This is a genomic window from Candidatus Pantoea deserta (assembly GCF_003813865.1).
Classification (GTDB): domain Bacteria; phylum Pseudomonadota; class Gammaproteobacteria; order Enterobacterales; family Enterobacteriaceae; genus Pantoea; species Pantoea deserta.
Window position 1 is genome coordinate 134,380 of sequence record NZ_RMVG01000012.1, and the last position, 16,544, is coordinate 150,923.

14 protein-coding genes are annotated in these 16,544 nt (G+C 57.9%); 9 read left to right on the forward strand and 5 right to left on the reverse strand.

Translation table 11 applies throughout. The features are described from left to right. Positions 1-28 precede the first annotated feature (28 nt). Positions 29-1,285 (reverse strand): glutamyl-tRNA reductase, encoded by a 1,257-nt coding sequence (gene hemA, locus BBB56_RS15575; RefSeq protein WP_123801867.1) that lies wholly within the window; start codon positions 1,283-1,285, stop codon positions 29-31. A 217-nt stretch (positions 1,286-1,502) separates the two neighbouring features. On the opposite strand from hemA, the gene lolB reads away from it, so the two are divergent. The 4 genes from lolB (at position 1,503) to BBB56_RS15595 (ending at position 5,497) form a co-directional block, all read left to right on the forward strand. Then, on the forward strand, positions 1,503-2,126 hold the full coding sequence (gene lolB / locus BBB56_RS15580; protein ID WP_123801847.1) for a lipoprotein insertase outer membrane protein LolB: 624 nt from the start codon (positions 1,503-1,505) through the stop codon (positions 2,124-2,126). Beyond that, positions 2,123-2,980, forward strand: coding sequence for a 4-(cytidine 5'-diphospho)-2-C-methyl-D-erythritol kinase (ispE, locus tag BBB56_RS15585; RefSeq protein ID WP_123801848.1), 858 nt, complete (start codon positions 2,123-2,125; stop codon positions 2,978-2,980). Before lolB ends, ispE begins: the two co-directional genes overlap by 4 nt. Positions 2,981-3,117: 137 nt before the next feature. Next, complete coding sequence (gene prs, locus BBB56_RS15590) at positions 3,118-4,065, forward strand: ribose-phosphate diphosphokinase (protein ID WP_006118899.1); 948 nt, start codon at positions 3,118-3,120, stop codon at positions 4,063-4,065. Between the two features lie 208 nt (positions 4,066-4,273). Next, positions 4,274-5,497, forward strand: coding sequence for a GGDEF domain-containing protein (locus BBB56_RS15595; RefSeq protein WP_123801849.1), 1,224 nt, complete (start codon positions 4,274-4,276; stop codon positions 5,495-5,497). On the opposite strand, the gene ychH is transcribed toward BBB56_RS15595, so the two are convergent. After that, entirely contained in the window at positions 5,406-5,684 is a 279-nt protein-coding gene (gene ychH, locus BBB56_RS15600; protein WP_123801850.1) for a stress-induced protein YchH, read from the reverse strand. The two genes, BBB56_RS15595 and ychH, sit on opposite strands and share 92 nt — an antisense overlap. A gap of 263 nt (positions 5,685-5,947) precedes the next feature. On the opposite strand from ychH, the gene pth reads away from it, so the two are divergent. Next, a complete protein-coding gene (gene pth / locus BBB56_RS15605) occupies positions 5,948-6,535 on the forward strand; it encodes an aminoacyl-tRNA hydrolase (RefSeq protein ID WP_123801851.1) in 588 nt (195 codons plus the stop codon). A gap of 103 nt (positions 6,536-6,638) precedes the next feature. Next, on the forward strand, positions 6,639-7,730 hold the full coding sequence (gene ychF, locus BBB56_RS15610) for a redox-regulated ATPase YchF (RefSeq protein WP_123801852.1): 1,092 nt from the start codon (positions 6,639-6,641) through the stop codon (positions 7,728-7,730). 202 nt (positions 7,731-7,932) lie between these two features. Here the strand turns inward: ychF and BBB56_RS15615 are convergent, their stop codons facing one another. Next, a complete protein-coding gene (locus BBB56_RS15615) occupies positions 7,933-8,808 on the reverse strand; it encodes a LysR family transcriptional regulator (RefSeq protein ID WP_123801853.1) in 876 nt (291 codons plus the stop codon). 109 nt (positions 8,809-8,917) lie between these two features. Between BBB56_RS15615 and BBB56_RS15620 the strand changes: the two genes are divergently transcribed. From BBB56_RS15620 to dcuR, 3 genes are all read left to right on the forward strand, one after another. Further along, positions 8,918-9,790 carry an SDR family oxidoreductase gene (locus BBB56_RS15620; RefSeq protein ID WP_123801854.1) on the forward strand — a complete coding sequence of 291 codons (873 nt, stop codon included), beginning with the start codon at positions 8,918-8,920 and terminating at the stop codon, positions 9,788-9,790. A 514-nt stretch (positions 9,791-10,304) separates the two neighbouring features. Continuing rightward, positions 10,305-11,918, forward strand: a complete 1,614-nt coding sequence (locus BBB56_RS15625; RefSeq protein ID WP_123801855.1) for a sensor histidine kinase — start codon at positions 10,305-10,307, stop codon at positions 11,916-11,918. Next, positions 11,915-12,634, forward strand: coding sequence for a two-component system response regulator DcuR (gene dcuR / locus BBB56_RS15630; protein WP_123801856.1), 720 nt, complete (start codon positions 11,915-11,917; stop codon positions 12,632-12,634). The genes BBB56_RS15625 and dcuR overlap by 4 nt, the downstream gene beginning before the upstream one ends. Here dcuR and BBB56_RS15635 read toward each other — a convergent pair. Then, the gene (locus tag BBB56_RS15635; RefSeq protein WP_123801857.1) at positions 12,615-13,589 is read right to left on the reverse strand and encodes an FAD:protein FMN transferase; all 975 of its coding nucleotides are present in this window, start codon (positions 13,587-13,589) and stop codon (positions 12,615-12,617) included. The genes dcuR and BBB56_RS15635 overlap by 20 nt on opposite strands. A gap of 109 nt (positions 13,590-13,698) precedes the next feature. After that, positions 13,699-16,476, reverse strand: coding sequence for a flavocytochrome c (locus tag BBB56_RS15640; RefSeq protein ID WP_123801858.1), 2,778 nt, complete (start codon positions 16,474-16,476; stop codon positions 13,699-13,701). Between the last annotated feature and the right edge of the window lie 68 nt (positions 16,477-16,544).

Consider the following 16,544-nt stretch of genomic DNA (forward strand, 5'->3'; position numbering starts at 1 on the left):
TCGTCACAGAGGGCAACAGCCCCGCAGTCTACTCAAGACCGAGGCTGTCGCGAAGCAATTGCAGGCGTTCAGTGTCGCCGTCGCGGGCGGCCTGCTGCAAAGATTTAGTTGGGGCGTGAATCAAACGGTTAGTCAGCTTATGCGCCAGCTCCTGCAATACCTTCTGCGGATCGGCGCCCTGCTGTAGCGAGGCCAGCGCGCGCGCTTCAAGATCGGCACGCACGCTTTCGGCCTGGGTACGGTATTCGCGAATGGTCTCGACCGCGCTCTGCGCGCGCAGCCAGGACATAAATTCGCCGCTCTCCTGCACCACGATGCTCTCAGCCTGCACGGCGGCGGCTTTACGCTGCGCCATGTTTTGCTCGATGATCGCCTGCAAATCGTCAACGCTGTAGAGATAGGCGTTAGGCAGCTTGCCGACTTCCGGCTCGACGTCGCGCGGCACGGCGATATCCACCAGCAGCACCGGCTTGTTGCGGCGCGCTTTCAGCGCGCGCTCCATCATGCCTTTGCCGATAATCGGCAGCGGACTGGCGGTCGACGAAATAACAATATCGGCGTCCGCCAGACGCGCATCGATGTCCGCCAGGCCGATAACCTCCGCGCCCACCTCTTCCGCCAGCCGCTCGGCGCGCTCGCGCGTGCGGTTAGCGATAATCAGCTTCTGCACTTTATGCTCGCGCAGATGGCGCGCCACCAGCTCAATGGTTTCGCCTGCGCCGACTAGCAGCACATTCACAGAGGAGAGCGATTCAAAGATCTGGCGCGCCAGCGTACAGGCGGCGAAGGCTACCGATACCGCGCTGGCGCCGATTTCGGTTTCAGTGCGCACCCGTTTGGCGACAGAGAAGGTCTTCTGGAACATACGCTCCAGCTCGCTGCTGAGCGCATGGCCGCGCTGCGAGTCGGCGAAGGCTTTTTTCACCTGGCCTAAGATTTGCGGTTCGCCCAGCACCAGCGAGTCAAGCCCGCTCGCCACGCGCATTAAGTGGCTCACCGCCGCATTATCCTGATGCCAGTAAAGACTTTGACGCACGTCCTCTTCATTGAGATGGTGGTAATCACACAGCCAGCGCACCAGGCGCTCCTGCAAATCCGCCTGCTGCTCGACGCTAAGGTAGAGTTCAGTGCGGTTGCAGGTTGAGAGAACCACGCCGCTCTGCACCATCGGCTGGGAAAGCAGGCTGTCAAGCGCCTGTTCCAGCACGTCCGGCCCAAACGCAACGCGTTCACGCAGGGCGACAGGTGCAGTTTTATGATTGATTCCGAGAGCGAGCAGCGTCATGGCGATAAAAGGTTGGGTTGTCCCAATAATGTCAGGGTTTTGTGAGGCGCATTCTACAAGATGCGGCAGATCATGAAAAGCCATACAAAGGCTATGACTGTAATAAGATTAAACTGATCGTGCGCATTTTTCCTGAAAACAGGATTGACGGTTTATAAGCGTGTCGCTAGCGTTATCTGTTACGAATTAAAAACGTGTCTGAGGAGATGACCACGTTATGACCTTTTCACCCCGCACTATGCTGCGCCTTTTGCCGCTGGCCAGCGCCCTGCTGACCGCCTGCGCCGTTAATCAACCGCAAGGCCCGGGACCGGCCACCACCGCGCCGCAGTGGCAGCAGCATCAGCAGGAGGTGGCGAAAGTCACCCACTATCAGACGCGCGGCGCCTTTGCCTACCTGTCCGACAAGCAGAAGGTCTATGCTCGCTTTAACTGGCAGCAGACCGCGCCGGATCGCTATCGTCTGCTGCTTACCAACCCGCTGGGCAGCACTGAGCTTCAGCTCGATGCGCAGGGTCAGACCGTGCAGCTGGTGGATAACAAAGGCAAACGCTACGTCAGCAACGATGCGGAGAAGATGATTGCTCAGCTGACCGGCATGGACATTCCGCTGGCCAACCTGCGTCAGTGGATGATGGGCCTGCCGGGCGACGCCACCGACTATCAGCTCAACGGCAACTATCAGCTGAAGAGTCTGAACTACAGCCGCGACGGTCAGCAGTGGCAGGTAAATATTCAGGACTACGACAGCAAGGTTACGCCAGCGCTGCCGGCGAATCTGGAACTGCGCGAAGGCGATCAGCGCATCAAGCTGCGTATGGATAGCTGGACGCTGCAATGATCACCTCCTGGCCCGCTCCGGCAAAGCTTAACCTGTTTCTCTATATCACCGGCCGTCGCGCAGACGGCTACCATAATCTGCAAACCCTGTTTCAGTTCCTCGACTACGGCGATACGCTGCACATCACGCCCGACAACAGCGGATGCATTGCGCTGACCACGCCGGTTGAAGGGGTCGCCCATGACGACAACCTCATCGTGCGCGCGGCGCAGCTGCTGCGCCAGGCGGCGCAGGCGCAACAGAGTTTGCCTGCCGACGCGGGCGCGCAGATCGCCATTGAAAAAAAATTGCCGATGGGCGGCGGGCTGGGCGGCGGCTCTTCGAACGCCGCCACGGTGCTGGTGGCGCTGAACCACCTGTGGCGCACCGGTCTCTCCCCTGACGCGCTGGCCGAACTTGGCATTCAGCTCGGCGCAGACGTGCCGGTCTTTGTCAGAGGTTTCGCCGCTTTCGCTCAGGGCGTCGGCGAAGAGTTGCAGCCCGCCGATCCGGCGGAAAAATGGTATCTGGTGGCGCATCCTGGGGTAAGCATTCCAACGCCGCTGGTGTTTAACGATCCGCAGCTTACGCGCGATACGCCAGCCCGCTCGCTGGAGGCGCTTTTAGCCGCTCCCTTTTATAATGATTGTGAGGCCGTGGTAAGAAAACGTTTTCGCGAGGTTGATGAGCTTGTTTCCTGGCTGCTAGAATACGCGCCGTCGCGCCTGACTGGCACTGGCGCTTGCGTGTTTGCTGAATTTGACACCGAGTCGGCCGCTCGTCAGGTGCTGGAACTCGCCCCGAAATGGGTATGCGGATTTGTCGCGCGAGGCGTTAACGTCTCGCCTCTGCATCGCACCCTTTCCGGGCTGTAAGCGCATGTGTGACAGTGTCACCCTGTTCCAGACGCTGCACCTTGTGCACTAATACACCCGTATGAACATGCGTAGCGGTATGCGCCGGTTACCGTTACGCCGTTCATTCTCTGGACGCCAAGCCTGAGGTTCTTCTCGTGCCTGATATGAAGCTATTTGCTGGTAACGCCACCCCGGAACTAGCACAACGTATTGCCAACCGCCTTTACACCAGCCTCGGAGACGCCGCAGTGGGCCGTTTCAGCGATGGCGAAGTGAGCGTACAAATTAACGAAAATGTACGCGGTGGCGATATTTTCATCATCCAGTCCACCTGTGCTCCCACCAATGATAATCTGATGGAACTGGTTGTGATGGTCGACGCGCTGCGTCGAGCTTCTGCTGGTCGTATTACTGCGGTTATTCCCTACTTCGGCTATGCCCGTCAGGACCGCCGCGTGCGCTCCGCGCGCGTGCCGATCACCGCAAAAGTGGTCGCGGATTTCCTTTCCAGCGTTGGCGTTGATCGCGTTCTGACGGTCGACCTTCACGCCGAGCAAATCCAGGGCTTCTTTGACGTCCCGGTTGATAACGTTTTCGGCAGCCCTATTCTGCTGGAAGATATGCTGCAAATTGGTCTGGAAAACCCGATTGTGGTTTCCCCGGACATCGGCGGCGTCGTGCGCGCTCGCGCCATCGCCAAGCTGCTTAACGATACCGATATGGCTATCATCGATAAACGTCGTCCGCGCGCTAACGTTTCTCAGGTGATGCATATTATCGGCGACGTGGCAGGCCGCGACTGCGTGCTGGTCGACGATATGATCGATACCGGCGGCACGCTGTGCAAAGCAGCCGAAGCGCTGAAAGAGCGCGGCGCAAAACGCGTTTTCGCCTACGCCACCCACCCGATCTTCTCCGGCAATGCGGTAGAGAATCTGCGTAAATCGGTCATCGATCAGGTTATCGTTTGCGATACCATCCCGCTGTCCGAGGAGATGAAATCGCTGCCGAACGTGCGTACCCTGACGCTGTCCGGCATGCTGGCCGAAGCAATCCGCCGTATCAGTAATGAAGAGTCTATCTCGGCGATGTTCGAGCATTAATCTTCTCTCCAGACCGGGCCTCGCGCCCGGTTTTTTATTCAGGCCGCGCTAATCTGCTAATTAACCCCTCTTGCCCGCTGATATTTCCTCAATCACTTTTTTAGCCAGCCGGTAAGCTGCTGTTTTATTCCGCCTGATGGCAAGGCTTTAGCCGACAGGCATCCGCCGCTCTTTTACAGCCCACTTTCAGGCGAGAAATCTGGCCACGATGAACCTCGACACCTACACGCTGTTTATTTGTGAGCTTTATGTGCTGGGGTTCCTGAGCATTATTATGCTGTTTGCCTGGACAGGAGCGCAGCTTGACCGGGTGCTGGGCTACACCACGCTGGCGCTAATCGCGACGCTGATAGCCGTTTTTCTCAGCAGCCTGCGCAGCCGAGGTCTGCTGTTTTTGCCGGTCGTGGTGGGCAACTGCGTTATGATGCTGGCCTACGGCGCGCTGCTCAACGCCTTCCGCACCTTCTGCCTGCGTCCGGTGGGTTTCGCCTGGCTGCCTGGCGCCGCTGCCTGGGCGCTGCTCTGCCTTATTCCCGATTTCTATCACTCTATGCCTCAGCGCGTGCTGGTTCTCTGCCTGCTTTGCGCCCTCTATACCGCGGCGCTGATCCGGCTGCTGTGGCAGGTGCGCGCGTCGCTGACGGTCACATTCTGGCCCGCTCAGCTGCTGCTGTGGATCCATCTGCTGTTTCATCTCGCGCGAATTTTTCTTGATAACGCGATGCCGACGCCGCAGCCTGGCGCCATCGGCGGATCGAGTTTTTCCGTCTGGGTGATACTGGAATCGATTCTGTTTGTTATCGGCCTGACTTTTACCATTATGGCGATGGTTAATGAACGCACGCAGATAAGGTACAAACAGGCTTCGCTGCACGATCCGCTGACCAGCGTCTGGAACCGTCGCGCCCTGTTTAGTCAGGCAGAAAAACTGATCGCGCGCTGTCAGCGTCAACAGCAGCCTTGTACCGCCATACTGTTCGATCTGGATCACTTTAAAAGTATCAACGACCGCTTCGGCCATTTGCTGGGTGACAGGGTGTTACAGGATTTTTGCGCGGTGGCGATGCCCAGACTGCCCGCGCACGGCGTGTTTGCTCGCCTGGGCGGCGAAGAGTTTGCGGCAATTCTGCCCGCCGACGCGCGTGCGGCCCATCAGATTTGCGAAGATATTCGCCTGGCCACGCTGGCGTCGTTACCAGACGACATCGCCTATTCGGTGAGTATCGGTTTTGCCACCTCCAGCGCCTCGGCATCGACGCTGGAAAGCCTGCTGGCGCTGGCCGATGAAGCGCTGTATCGCGCCAAAGCCAGCGGCCGCAACTGTACCGAGCAGTATCAGCTTAGTGCTGCGAGTGATGAGAAGCTCGACGGCAGCGTTTATCGTAATGACGATGCCAGAAGTAACGATCTTCGATCTTTTCACGTCCGCTGACGCGCGCCCCGGCCAGCCATAGCAGCGCGCCGATAAAAATGCCTAAAATCGCGCCCTGCGCCAGCAGCGACGGCAGTTGAATAGTGGGGAGCTGGTTGATAACAGAGAAGCCGAGACCGGCCAGCATGACGATCATACCGACTATCATCAGCGCATTGCCTGTTGTCCGACAGTGTTGATGCTTCATAAGTCACCTCCATCCATATGAGTAAGTCAATCAAACCGCACATAATGTTAACTCGTCATAAGTTTAGGCAATGGCCCGAACACAATTTGCGTCCAGGATCACACAACGGCAACAAAGACTGACGCAACTTTACGAGCAGCGTTTTGATTTAAATAACAAAATAATTAATCACCAGACGTAACTTTCCCTTTTAGCGCCGTTTGTTCTCTTCTCAGGCACGCAGTACACTAACGCCCTTTCAACACCTGAGCAGGATAATCATCGTGAGCAGCATTAAACTGATTGTAGGGCTGGCTAACCCTGGCGCTGAATACGCAGCGACGCGTCATAACGCGGGCGCCTGGTTTGTAGATTTGCTGGCGGAGCGTCACAATCAGTCGTTAAAGGAAGAGGCGAAATTTTTCGGCTATACCGCGCGCATTTCTCTGGCGGGCGAAGATGTGCGGCTGTTGGTTCCCACTACCTTTATGAACCTTAGCGGTAAAGCCGTAGCGGCCATGGCGACCTTTTTCCGCATTACGCCTGAAGAGATTCTGGTGGCGCACGATGAGCTGGATTTGCCGCCAGGCGTGGCGAAATTCAAACAGGGCGGCGGTCACGGCGGACATAACGGCCTGAAAGACATCATCAGCAAACTGGGCAACAATAATAACTTTCACCGTTTGCGCATTGGCATTGGTCATCCGGGCGACCGCAATAAGGTAACGGGCTTTGTGCTCGGCAGGCCGCCTGCCAGCGAACAGAAGCTGATTGACGACGCCATTGACGAGGCGGCGCGCTGTACCGAAGTCTGGCTGAAAGAGGATCGCCTGAAGGCGATGAACCGGCTGCATGCGTTCAAGGCAAGCTAAACGCCCTGCCTGCGCCAATTGTGTGTATAATGCGCCAACTTTTTTTCGTTTCCGGCAATGCCTGACGCAGGCGTTGCACCTCAAGTTAGAAGGGTAACCAACCATGGGATTTAAATGCGGTATCGTGGGCCTGCCGAACGTCGGTAAATCCACCCTGTTCAACGCGCTGACAAAAGCGGGCATCGAAGCGGCTAACTTCCCCTTCTGCACCATTGAGCCTAACACTGGCGTGGTGCCTATGCCGGATCCGCGTCTTGATCAGCTGGCGGAGATCGTCAAGCCGCAGCGTCTGGTGCCGACCACCATGGAGTTCGTTGATATTGCGGGCCTGGTCAAGGGCGCGTCAAAAGGCGAAGGTCTGGGCAACCAGTTCCTGACCAATATCCGTGAAACCGAAGCCATCGGCCACGTTGTACGCTGCTTTGAGAATGAAAATATTATCCACGTCGCGGGTAAAGTGAACCCGGCGGAAGATATTGACGTGATCAACACCGAACTGGCGCTTTCCGATCTGGAAACCTGTGAGCGCGCCATTCAGCGCGTGCAGAAAAAAGCCAAAGGCGGCGATAAAGACGCGAAAGCCGAGCTGGCCGCGCTGGAGAAATGTCTGCCTCATCTGGAAAACGCCGGTATGCTGCGCGCCCTGGAGCTGGATGCGGAAGAGAAAGCGGCGATTCGCTACCTGAGCTTCCTGACGCTGAAGCCGACCATGTACATCGCCAACGTCAATGAAGACGGCTTTGAAAACAATCCTTACCTCGATCAGGTGCGCGCGATTGCGGAAGCTGAAGGCTCTGTGGTGGTGCCGGTCTGTGCGGCGGTGGAATCCGATATTGCCGAGCTGGACGATGAAGAGCGTGACGAGTTTATGGCCGAGCTGGGTCTGGAAGAGCCGGGTCTGAACCGCGTTATCCGTGCCGGTTATGCGCTGCTTAACCTGCAAACCTACTTCACCGCCGGGGTGAAAGAGGTTCGCGCCTGGACGATTCCGGTTGGCGCGACGGCGCCGCAGGCGGCAGGTAAAATCCATACCGACTTCGAGAAAGGCTTTATTCGCGCCCAGACTATCGCGTTTGATGACTTTGTCGCTTATAAGGGCGAGCAAGGCGCGAAGGAAGCCGGCAAGATGCGTTCTGAAGGCAAAGAGTACGTGGTGAAAGACGGCGACGTGATGAACTTTTTGTTTAACGTCTGACAGTCTTTTCCTGGCTCCCAGTCTCTTCTGAGGGCCGCCCTGTCCCATAAAATCCACGCGCCTGCGTGGATTTTTCTTTTACCGGACCTCAAAAATCGCCACCCGACGTTGACCCTGCCCCTGTGCGCACGACGCGCAAAAAGGTTACGCCGCATACCCCCTGACACAGGCGCTGTCCTGGCAGCCCGCAGTCCCGCCTGACTCAGGTAAAAAACCAGCCGGCGGAATAGTGCTCGCAGATAAATTTGACGAAAACCTTCACCTTCGGGCTTTGCAGGCGACGTGACGTATGCAGAACCCACAGCTCGGTTAGCGTGTCTGCTTCTCCCCAGCTGACCAGCTCGCCTGTTTCCAGCTGACGGCTGACAATGGACTGCGGAAGCATAGCCGCCCCAGCCCCGGCCATCACGGCATCCCGCACGGTAAGCAGCGAAGAGAGCCGCATCACGGGCTGGGGAGCAAAGCAGCGCTGCCCCTTCAGAACGCGCCAGGTTTCGCCTTCAGAGAAGGTGGACATCACCACCGCCGGGATCGCTGGCGGCGACTCCGCAGAACCGATCGGCCTCTCCAGTGCGGGCACCGCCACCAGCACCAGCCGGTCTCTGGCAAAACAGCGGCCCACCAGCGCGCTGTTAACAGGCGGATTAATACGAATAGCCACGTCAAACTGCTCGTCCACCAGATCGGCCAGACGGTTCTCTGAGAGGGTTTCAACGCGAATGTCAGGATAGCGAAGGCGAAACTCTGCTAACAGCCGCCCCAGCGCCAGCTGCGAAAACAGCAAGGGAGCGGTAACGCGCAGCCATCCCGCAGGCTTTGCGGCGTTCTCCCGCGCCGACAGGGCCGCCTCGTCTATCTCCTGTATAGGTCCGGCGGTACGCAACAGCAGGCGTTCGCCCGCCTCGGTGACATGCAGCCTGTGGCCTCCCCGTTCAATCAGGCGCACGCCCACTGCCTCTTCCAGTTCGGCCAGCCGGCGTGAAAGCGTCGCTTTTGGTTTCCCGCTGGCGCGGCTGGCTGCGCCAATGCCGCCACAGGACGCAATAAGGTGAAAGTCTTTAAGGGCGTTGATGTCCATTAGCTGTCTCATTTATGGAACAGGTTATCCCAATAATAGCGTCTTCGAATGGAATATGGATCGGTATAGAGTCTTCTCACACCCACCCAGACAAGACGGAGTAAACATCATGACTATTCTCATTACCGGCGCCACTGGCCGTGTCGGTCGCCACGTTGTTGACCAGCTCAACCGCCGCGGAGTCAGCTTCCGCGTTATGTCCCGCGACCCTGCCAGGGCTGGCTTTGCCGAGAGTGTGGACGTGGTTAAAGGCGATTTTCTGGATATTGACGCCCTGCGTTCCGCCCTCAGTGGTATCCGAACGCTGTTCTTACTGAGCGCGGTGACGGCCGACGAATATACGCAGACGCTGATCGCCCTCAATATTGCCCGTGACACTGGCGTCGAGCGGGTAGTTTATCTTTCTGTTTTTGGCGCCGATGCGTCGGTTAATGTGCCTCACTTCGCTGTGAAATACGGTGCCGAACGCATGCTGAAAGAGATGGATTTTAGCGCTACCCTGCTGCGTCCGACCTACTTCATCGACAATGAGAGCATGATCAAGGATGTCATTATCAATCACGGCGTTTATCCGATGCCGATTGGCGGCACTGGACTGGCGATGGTCGATACACGCGACATTGCTGAGGTAGCGGCGATTGAACTGATACGTCGCGATCGGGCAGCGGAAAAGCTGCCTGTCGAGACCATTAACCTTGTTGGTCCCGATACGCTGACCGGAGAAGACGCCGCCGCGCTCTGGAGCGAGGTGCTGGGACGTCAGGTCATCTATGGCGGCGATAACCCGGATGCCTTTGAGGCAAATATGGCGACGTCTATGCCCCGATGGATGGCCTATGAAATGCGCCTGATGGCTGAGCGTTACGTCAGAGATGGCATGCTGCCGCAGGAGGGCGACAGAGAACGGCTGGTCTCGCTGCTTGGCCGCCCTCTTCACACCTACCGCGATTTCATTACCACGCTGGCGGGTCAGACAGCTTGACGGACGGAGCGCGGGCGCAGCAACACACTACGCCCGCCGCGCCTTCCCGATGCCGCCCTCATCAGATCTTTATCAACCCCCCTCGCTTCAGATGAAACAAGCGGATGACAAATTCCGCGCGGCGCGCCGTGCGGCGGCGTCATACTGACTGGCGATATTACGCACGCCTGTGATTTGATAAGGATGGCGTAACGAGCAAAGAACCGATGGCAGAGAATCAAGCGCCGCATCGGCGATTTCAACCTGACGTACTTGCCCCACACCGGCGCTGCGCCAGTAATGAAAGACATCTTAAGTATGCTGTAACTAACTGGGCGCTGCGCAATTTCACCGCTGTCAGGGCGGCAGCCCGCTGCCATCCGCCTTAACGCCCGGCTTATCAGGCGGGCGTTACCCCAGCCTGCGAAAAAGAGGCCGCTGGCCGCAACGCTGGCGCGGCCCTTTTTGCTAAACCTCTTTGCAAACCCGCCCAGAAAGGGATAATAGCCCACCCCTGACTGCTGAAGGCCAGACGATGCGCGACACCCTGCAAAGCACCCTGCCCCGCAAAAAACATATGAAGCTGAGCACGCTGGCCACACTGATGACGGGCGCGGTCGTCACCTTCGTGCTGCTCAGCGTCCATCTGATCTACTTTTTCCAGATTGGTCACGCCACCCGCGCCCAGCTGGAGGATAAGGCGATGGCCGTGGCGCGCACGCTGGCTGACGTCCCCGATATTCAGCAGGCGCTGAGCGGTTCGCCGGATGCGAATATTATCCAGCCCATCGCGCGCGCCGCTCAGCAGCACAATAACCTGCTGTTTGTGGTGGTGACCAATATGCAGACCATCCGCTATTCGCACCTTAATCCGGCGCTGATCGGACAGAAGTTTATCGGCGATGATATTCTTCCTGCCCTTCAGGGCAAAGAGAACGTCTCGGTGAACCGCGGCGCGCTGGCTGAAGCGCTGCGCGTCTTTACGCCGGTGTATAACGCTCAGCATCAGCAGATTGGCGTGGTCTCAATCGGCATCTCGCTGGAAGCGGTCAGCGATCAGATCAGCCAGAGCCGCTGGAGCATTATCTGGACCATCCTGATCGGCGCGCTGGCCGGCACCCTGGGTACGCTGGCGCTGGTCAAAACCCTGAAGCGGATTCTGTTCGGCCTTGAACCCTGGGAAATTTCTTCACTGTTTGAACAGCGTCAGGCCATCCTGCATTCGCTCAAAGAGGGGGTGATTGCCGTCGACGCCCATGCCGAAGTGTCGCTCATCAATGAAGCCGCACGGAAATTGCTGACGGATAGCGCCACCAACAGCATGGACGAAACCAGCGTTATTCACGCTCAGCTGCTGGAGACGCTGCGCTCCGGACGCGCGCGGCGCGATGAAGAGCTGGAGATTAACGGCCATATTCTGTTGAGCAATACCGTGCCGGTCTACAGCCAGCAGCGGCTAATCGGCGCCGTCTGCACCTTCAGGGATAAAACTGAAATCAGCCAGCTGCTCCAGCGCCTGAGCGGCATGGTAAACTACGTTGACGCGCTGCGAGAGCGCTCGCATGAATTTATGAACAAGCTGCACGTCATTCTTGGCCTGCTGCACATGAAAAACTATGCGCAGGTCGAAGCCTACATCCTGAAGACTGCCAACAACTACCAGACGGAGATCGGCTCCCTGCTCGACAAGATTAAATCGCCGGTGATTGCCGGGTTTCTGCTGAGTAAAATTAATCGCGCGTCTGACAGCGGCCATCGCCTGACGCTGAGCGACGCCAGCTTCTTGCCTGACATCGGCAATGAGCAGCAGATTGCCGTGCTGATTACCGTGCTGGGCAATCTGATCGAAAACGCGCTTGACGCTATGGGTGAGGAAACCAACGGCGATATTCACGTTATGCTGCACTATCAGAACGGCTGGCTGGCGTGCGAGGTCAGCGATGACGGCCCTGGCATTCCGGCCCAGACCCTGGATGCTATCTTTGAAAAAGGCTTTTCGACGAAAGGCGAAGATCGCGGCGTCGGGCTGTATCTGCTGAAGCAGCAGACAGAGAGCCTCGGCGGCAGCGTCAGCGTAGAGTCAGAACCCGGCGTGTTTACCCAATTTTTTGTACAACTTCCCTGGGATGGAGGCAATAAAACCGCATGATCAATGTGTTAGTGGTCGATGATGACGCCATGGTCGCCGAGCTGAATCGCGTGTATGTCGGGCAGGTGCCGGGCTTCCACTGCATCGGCACGGCCTCTACGCTACAGCAGGCGAAAGAGATGATTGTACACGGCGAACCTGCCGTGGATCTGGTGCTGCTGGATATCTACCTACAGCACGAAAACGGGCTGGACCTGCTGCCGGAGCTGCGCGAGGCGAAGCAGCCTGTTGAGGTGATTATCATCTCCTCCGCTGCCGATGCGGCCACGATTAAAACCTCGCTGCACTATGGCGTGGTGGATTATCTGATTAAGCCTTTCCAGTTTCCACGCTTCGAAGAGGCGCTGACCAACTGGCGGCAAAAAAAATCGCTGATGGACAACCACCTTTACTATCAGCAGGCAGAGGTCGATCAGCTTATCCACGGCAATCCGCCGACCAGTAACGACAACAAGCGGCTGCCGAAGGGGTTAACGCCGCAGACGCTGCGCACGCTGTGTCAGTGGATCGACGCCCATCCAGGCAGTGAGTTTTCCACTGACGAGCTGGCGGCCGAAGTGAATATTTCCCGCGTCTCCTGCCGGAAATACCTGATCTGGCTGGCGCAAATCAATATTCTGTTTACCAGTATTCATTATGGCGCAACCGGCCGACCGGTGTATCGCTACCGCTTGCAGCCCGAATATCATTCGCTGCTCAGGCAGTACTGTCAGTAATCAGCCGGTAGCGGTCGTCGAGCAGGCGGAAAGCGAACTGGCGTGAAGAAGAGCAGATAACCTCGGCGTCGCGCGTGACAAAGATCGCCTCAATGTGCGGCAGCGCGCGCAGCGCGCTAAGGCTTTTCTCGACGCCCAGCCCATAGAGCAGCGTGGTGTAGATGTCGCCGTCCAGCGAGCGATCGGAAATCACCGTCACGCTGAGTAGCTCGTTATCCAGCGGATAACCGCTGCGCGCGTCGAGGATATGGTGATAACAGCGCCCGTCGCGTTCGAAATAGCGCTCATACACGCCAGAGGTCACCACGGATTTGCCGACGACCTCAATTACCCCGATAAGCTCGTCGGCGCGCCCAAAGGGCGTTTTTAAACCCACGGACCAGCCTGCCGTATGCGGCGGCGCGCCAAGCGTCTGTACATTGCCGCCCAGGTTGATTAATGCCCTCTCCACCTGCTGATGGCGCAAAAAACCGCGCACCACATCGGCAATATAGCCTTTGGCGATAGCGCCCAGATCGATCTCCATGCCGGGCTGACGCAGAAACACGCTGAGCCGCGCCGGATCCAGCTCGACATTATGCGGGTCGGTCAGTGCCATTAGCCGGTTCAGTTCATCGGCTGGCGGCACGCTGTTGCCCTGAAACCCGATTTTCCAGCGCTTTACCAGCGGGCCGATGGTGAAATTAAACAAACTGTCCGGCAGCAGGCTCACCTGATGCGCGCAGGCGATCAAATCGAACACTTCGCGGCTGACGCTGACGGCGTTCTGGCCTGCGGCGTGATTGATCGCCATCACTTCAGAGTGGGCGCGATTGACCGTCAGAATATTTTCCTGATGGCGAATCAGACGAAACACCTGCGCGGCCAGGGTGGGATTGTTGTCAAACAGCTTAAGAAGAATGGGCGATCCCATTAACACGGCGGACCAGGCATACACGCCTTCATCAGTTGACATAGGGGTCTCCGCTATTGGGTTAAAAAAAGCGGCACCTGATATTCAGGTGCCGCTGTCTCAGTCAGCGCGCGAGGGCGAAAGATAACGTCGCACCTTCCGCGTTATCTGTCTAGCTGCGGGCCAGCGCCGCCGCATGACGACCGGCAAGAATGCCGAAGATAATAATATCCGCTACCGCATTGCCGCCGATGCGGTTCGCGCCGTGGATGCCGCCAACTACCTCGCCCGCCGCCCATGCGCCGCGAATCACCTGTTTGTTGCTGTCGAGCACCGCCGTGTCCGGGTTAATGGTAACGCCGCCCATGGTGTGATGCACGCCAGGCGCCACGCGAATGGCATAAAAAGGTCCCTGATTGAGCGGATGGCGCAGCGCGGTGGTGCGGCCAAAGTCGCTGTCTTTCTGGTTCACGACAAAATCGTTATAGCGGGCCAGCGTCTCTTCCAGCGTGGTGTGTTCCATATTGAGCTTCACCGCCAGCTCGCCCGCCGTCGGCGCGCTGATCACAAACCCTTTGGCGATATACTCGTCCGCCGCTTTGTTGTTCTGCCGCACCTGTTCGTCAAACACGACCCAGGCGCTTTTCTCTGGCAGAGCGATAATCTCCGCTGAAACTTTGTCGCGGGTCTCCATCTCGTTAAAGAAACGCTTGCCCGCCTGCGACACCAGGATAGCGCCGCCGCCGCGAATGGACTCGGAAATCAGATAGGACGTGGTCTGTTCGACGGTCGGGTGGATCTGAATTTCACTCATATCCACGGTATCCGCGCCCAGTTTTTGCAGCATGGCGATACCGCTGCCGGTCGCGCCCTTATGGTTGGTGGTCACAAAGCCATCCAGCTCAGGACGGTATTTCACCACCATTTCGCGGTTGGCGCTAAAGCCGCCGGTGGCCACGATCACGCTTTTCGCATAGAGGATGCGGCTGTCATAGTACTCATCCACCACCTTCACGCCGGTGACCGCGCCGTTTTCAGACAGGATCTCCTCTACGGAAGTGTCAAGCAGCACCTCAATGTTGCGCTTGTTGATATTTTTCACCAGGCCGCTGATCAGGTAGCCGCCGACCGCTGAGCGATCCGCCGGACGGTGCGTTCTGTCGATGCTCATGCCGCCGGTAATGGTGATGTCGTTCAGCTCGATGCCGTGATCGGCCAGCCAGTCGATCGCCTCCGGCGCCAGCTCGACAAATTCCCGCAGCAGCACCGGGTTATTTTTATTTTTCCCGCCTTTCAGCGTTTCCTGATAGAACAGCTCTTTGCTGTCCTTGATGCCTTTCATCGCCTGGAAGCGGGTTTCCGCCGCGTTCATGCCGACGGACGCCTTGATAGTGTTACCGCCGATGGTCGGCATTTTTTCGATAATCACCACGCGCGCGCCTTCGTCATGCGCCTGAATCGCCGCCGCCAGGCCTGCGCCGCCGCTGCCGATCACCACCACGTCGTAGTTCTGCGGCGCGGACGGGTTGCCGCCCTCTTCAATCACATACTCTTTGCTGGAGGTGGAGAGCGCGCGCGATACCGCTTTTTTCAGCGCCTCGCTCTGCGTGGTCGCGCCGGTAATCGCGTCAACGTGAGGACTGTTGGCTACCAGCATGCGGTTACGCAGGCTTTCAAAGGTGGCGGTGAAATCGACGTCCAGCGTGTCGTCCGGCACCATTGAGATGTCGGTAATACGGTCGGTATCCAGCGTGACGTTGATTTTCAGCTTCAGCGCTTCCGCTTCGACTTTCTCCTGATAGACGCCGGCCTTGTATTTGCGGCCCGGCGCGCTGACTTCGCGGATCATTGCGTCCACCAGCGAGAAGCGCCACAGCGGTTCAGGGATCATCAGGGCTTCGCGCTGGGTGCTGTCGATAAACAGATCGAGGTGCTCGTTATTCAGCACGCGATCCGCCCAGTCCGGATAGGCGATACAGGCTTTGCCAATCGCCACCAGATCATAGCCGTGCTCCAGCGCCGTCTCGGCGTCGGATTTATTCACTACGCCGCCCACGCCGATCACCGGCACTTTCGCCAGGCGTTCGGAACGCTGCGCGATATATTTATCGATCAGCGGCGTGGGATCCTGCGTATCCACGATAGAGGGGCGCAGCAGCTGACCTACAGAGAAGTGCACGTAATCCAGTCCGCGCTCCGCCAGTTTCTCCAGCAGGTAGAGCGTGTCGGCAAAACGAATGCCGGGCACTTCAATCTCTTCTGGCGAGAAGCGGTAGCCGATAATAAAGGTGTTGTGCGCGATGCGCTCCGCCATTTTATGGGCGATGTCCAGCACGGCCAGCGGGAAACGCGCCCGGTTTTCGCGGCTGCCGCCCCACTTGTCGTCGCGCTGGTTGGAGTTGGGAGAGTAGAACTGCTGGATAAGATAGGTGTTTGCGCCGTGCAGCTCTACGCCGTCAAAGCCCGCCTTAATCGCGCGGTTCACCGCGTCGCCGAATTTGGTGATCATCACTTCGACTTCGTCAGCCGTCAGCGCCTGCGGCTGAGTCGCGCCTTCTCGCGGCGCGGCGATAGCGCTCGGGCCCACCGGCGTTTTGCCCCCGATCAGCTCTGGCTCCACCATGCGGCCGCCGTGGTAAATTTGCAGGATAGCCGTGGAGCCCTGCGATTTGATGGCGTCGGCAATTCTCGCCAGGCCGGGGATTTTGTTGTCGCTGTCGATAGCGATCGCCCCTGGAAAAGCCGGGCCTTTGGCATCGATAAAACAGCATTCGACGATGACCGTACCCAGTGTACCGGCGCGTGCGCGATAATATTCCACCAGTTCGCTGGTAACCGTACCGTCATAAAAGCCCGTGCAGGTGGTCATGGGGGCCATGACCAGACGATTTTTTAATACGGCCCCATTGGGCAAAGTGAGGGGATTTAAAAGCGGGGTGCGAGTGTTCATCTGGATTAACTCCGAAAATTAAAAGCTGAGAAATCTTTGCGGACGGGGTTTCCTGGTGATTATTCAAA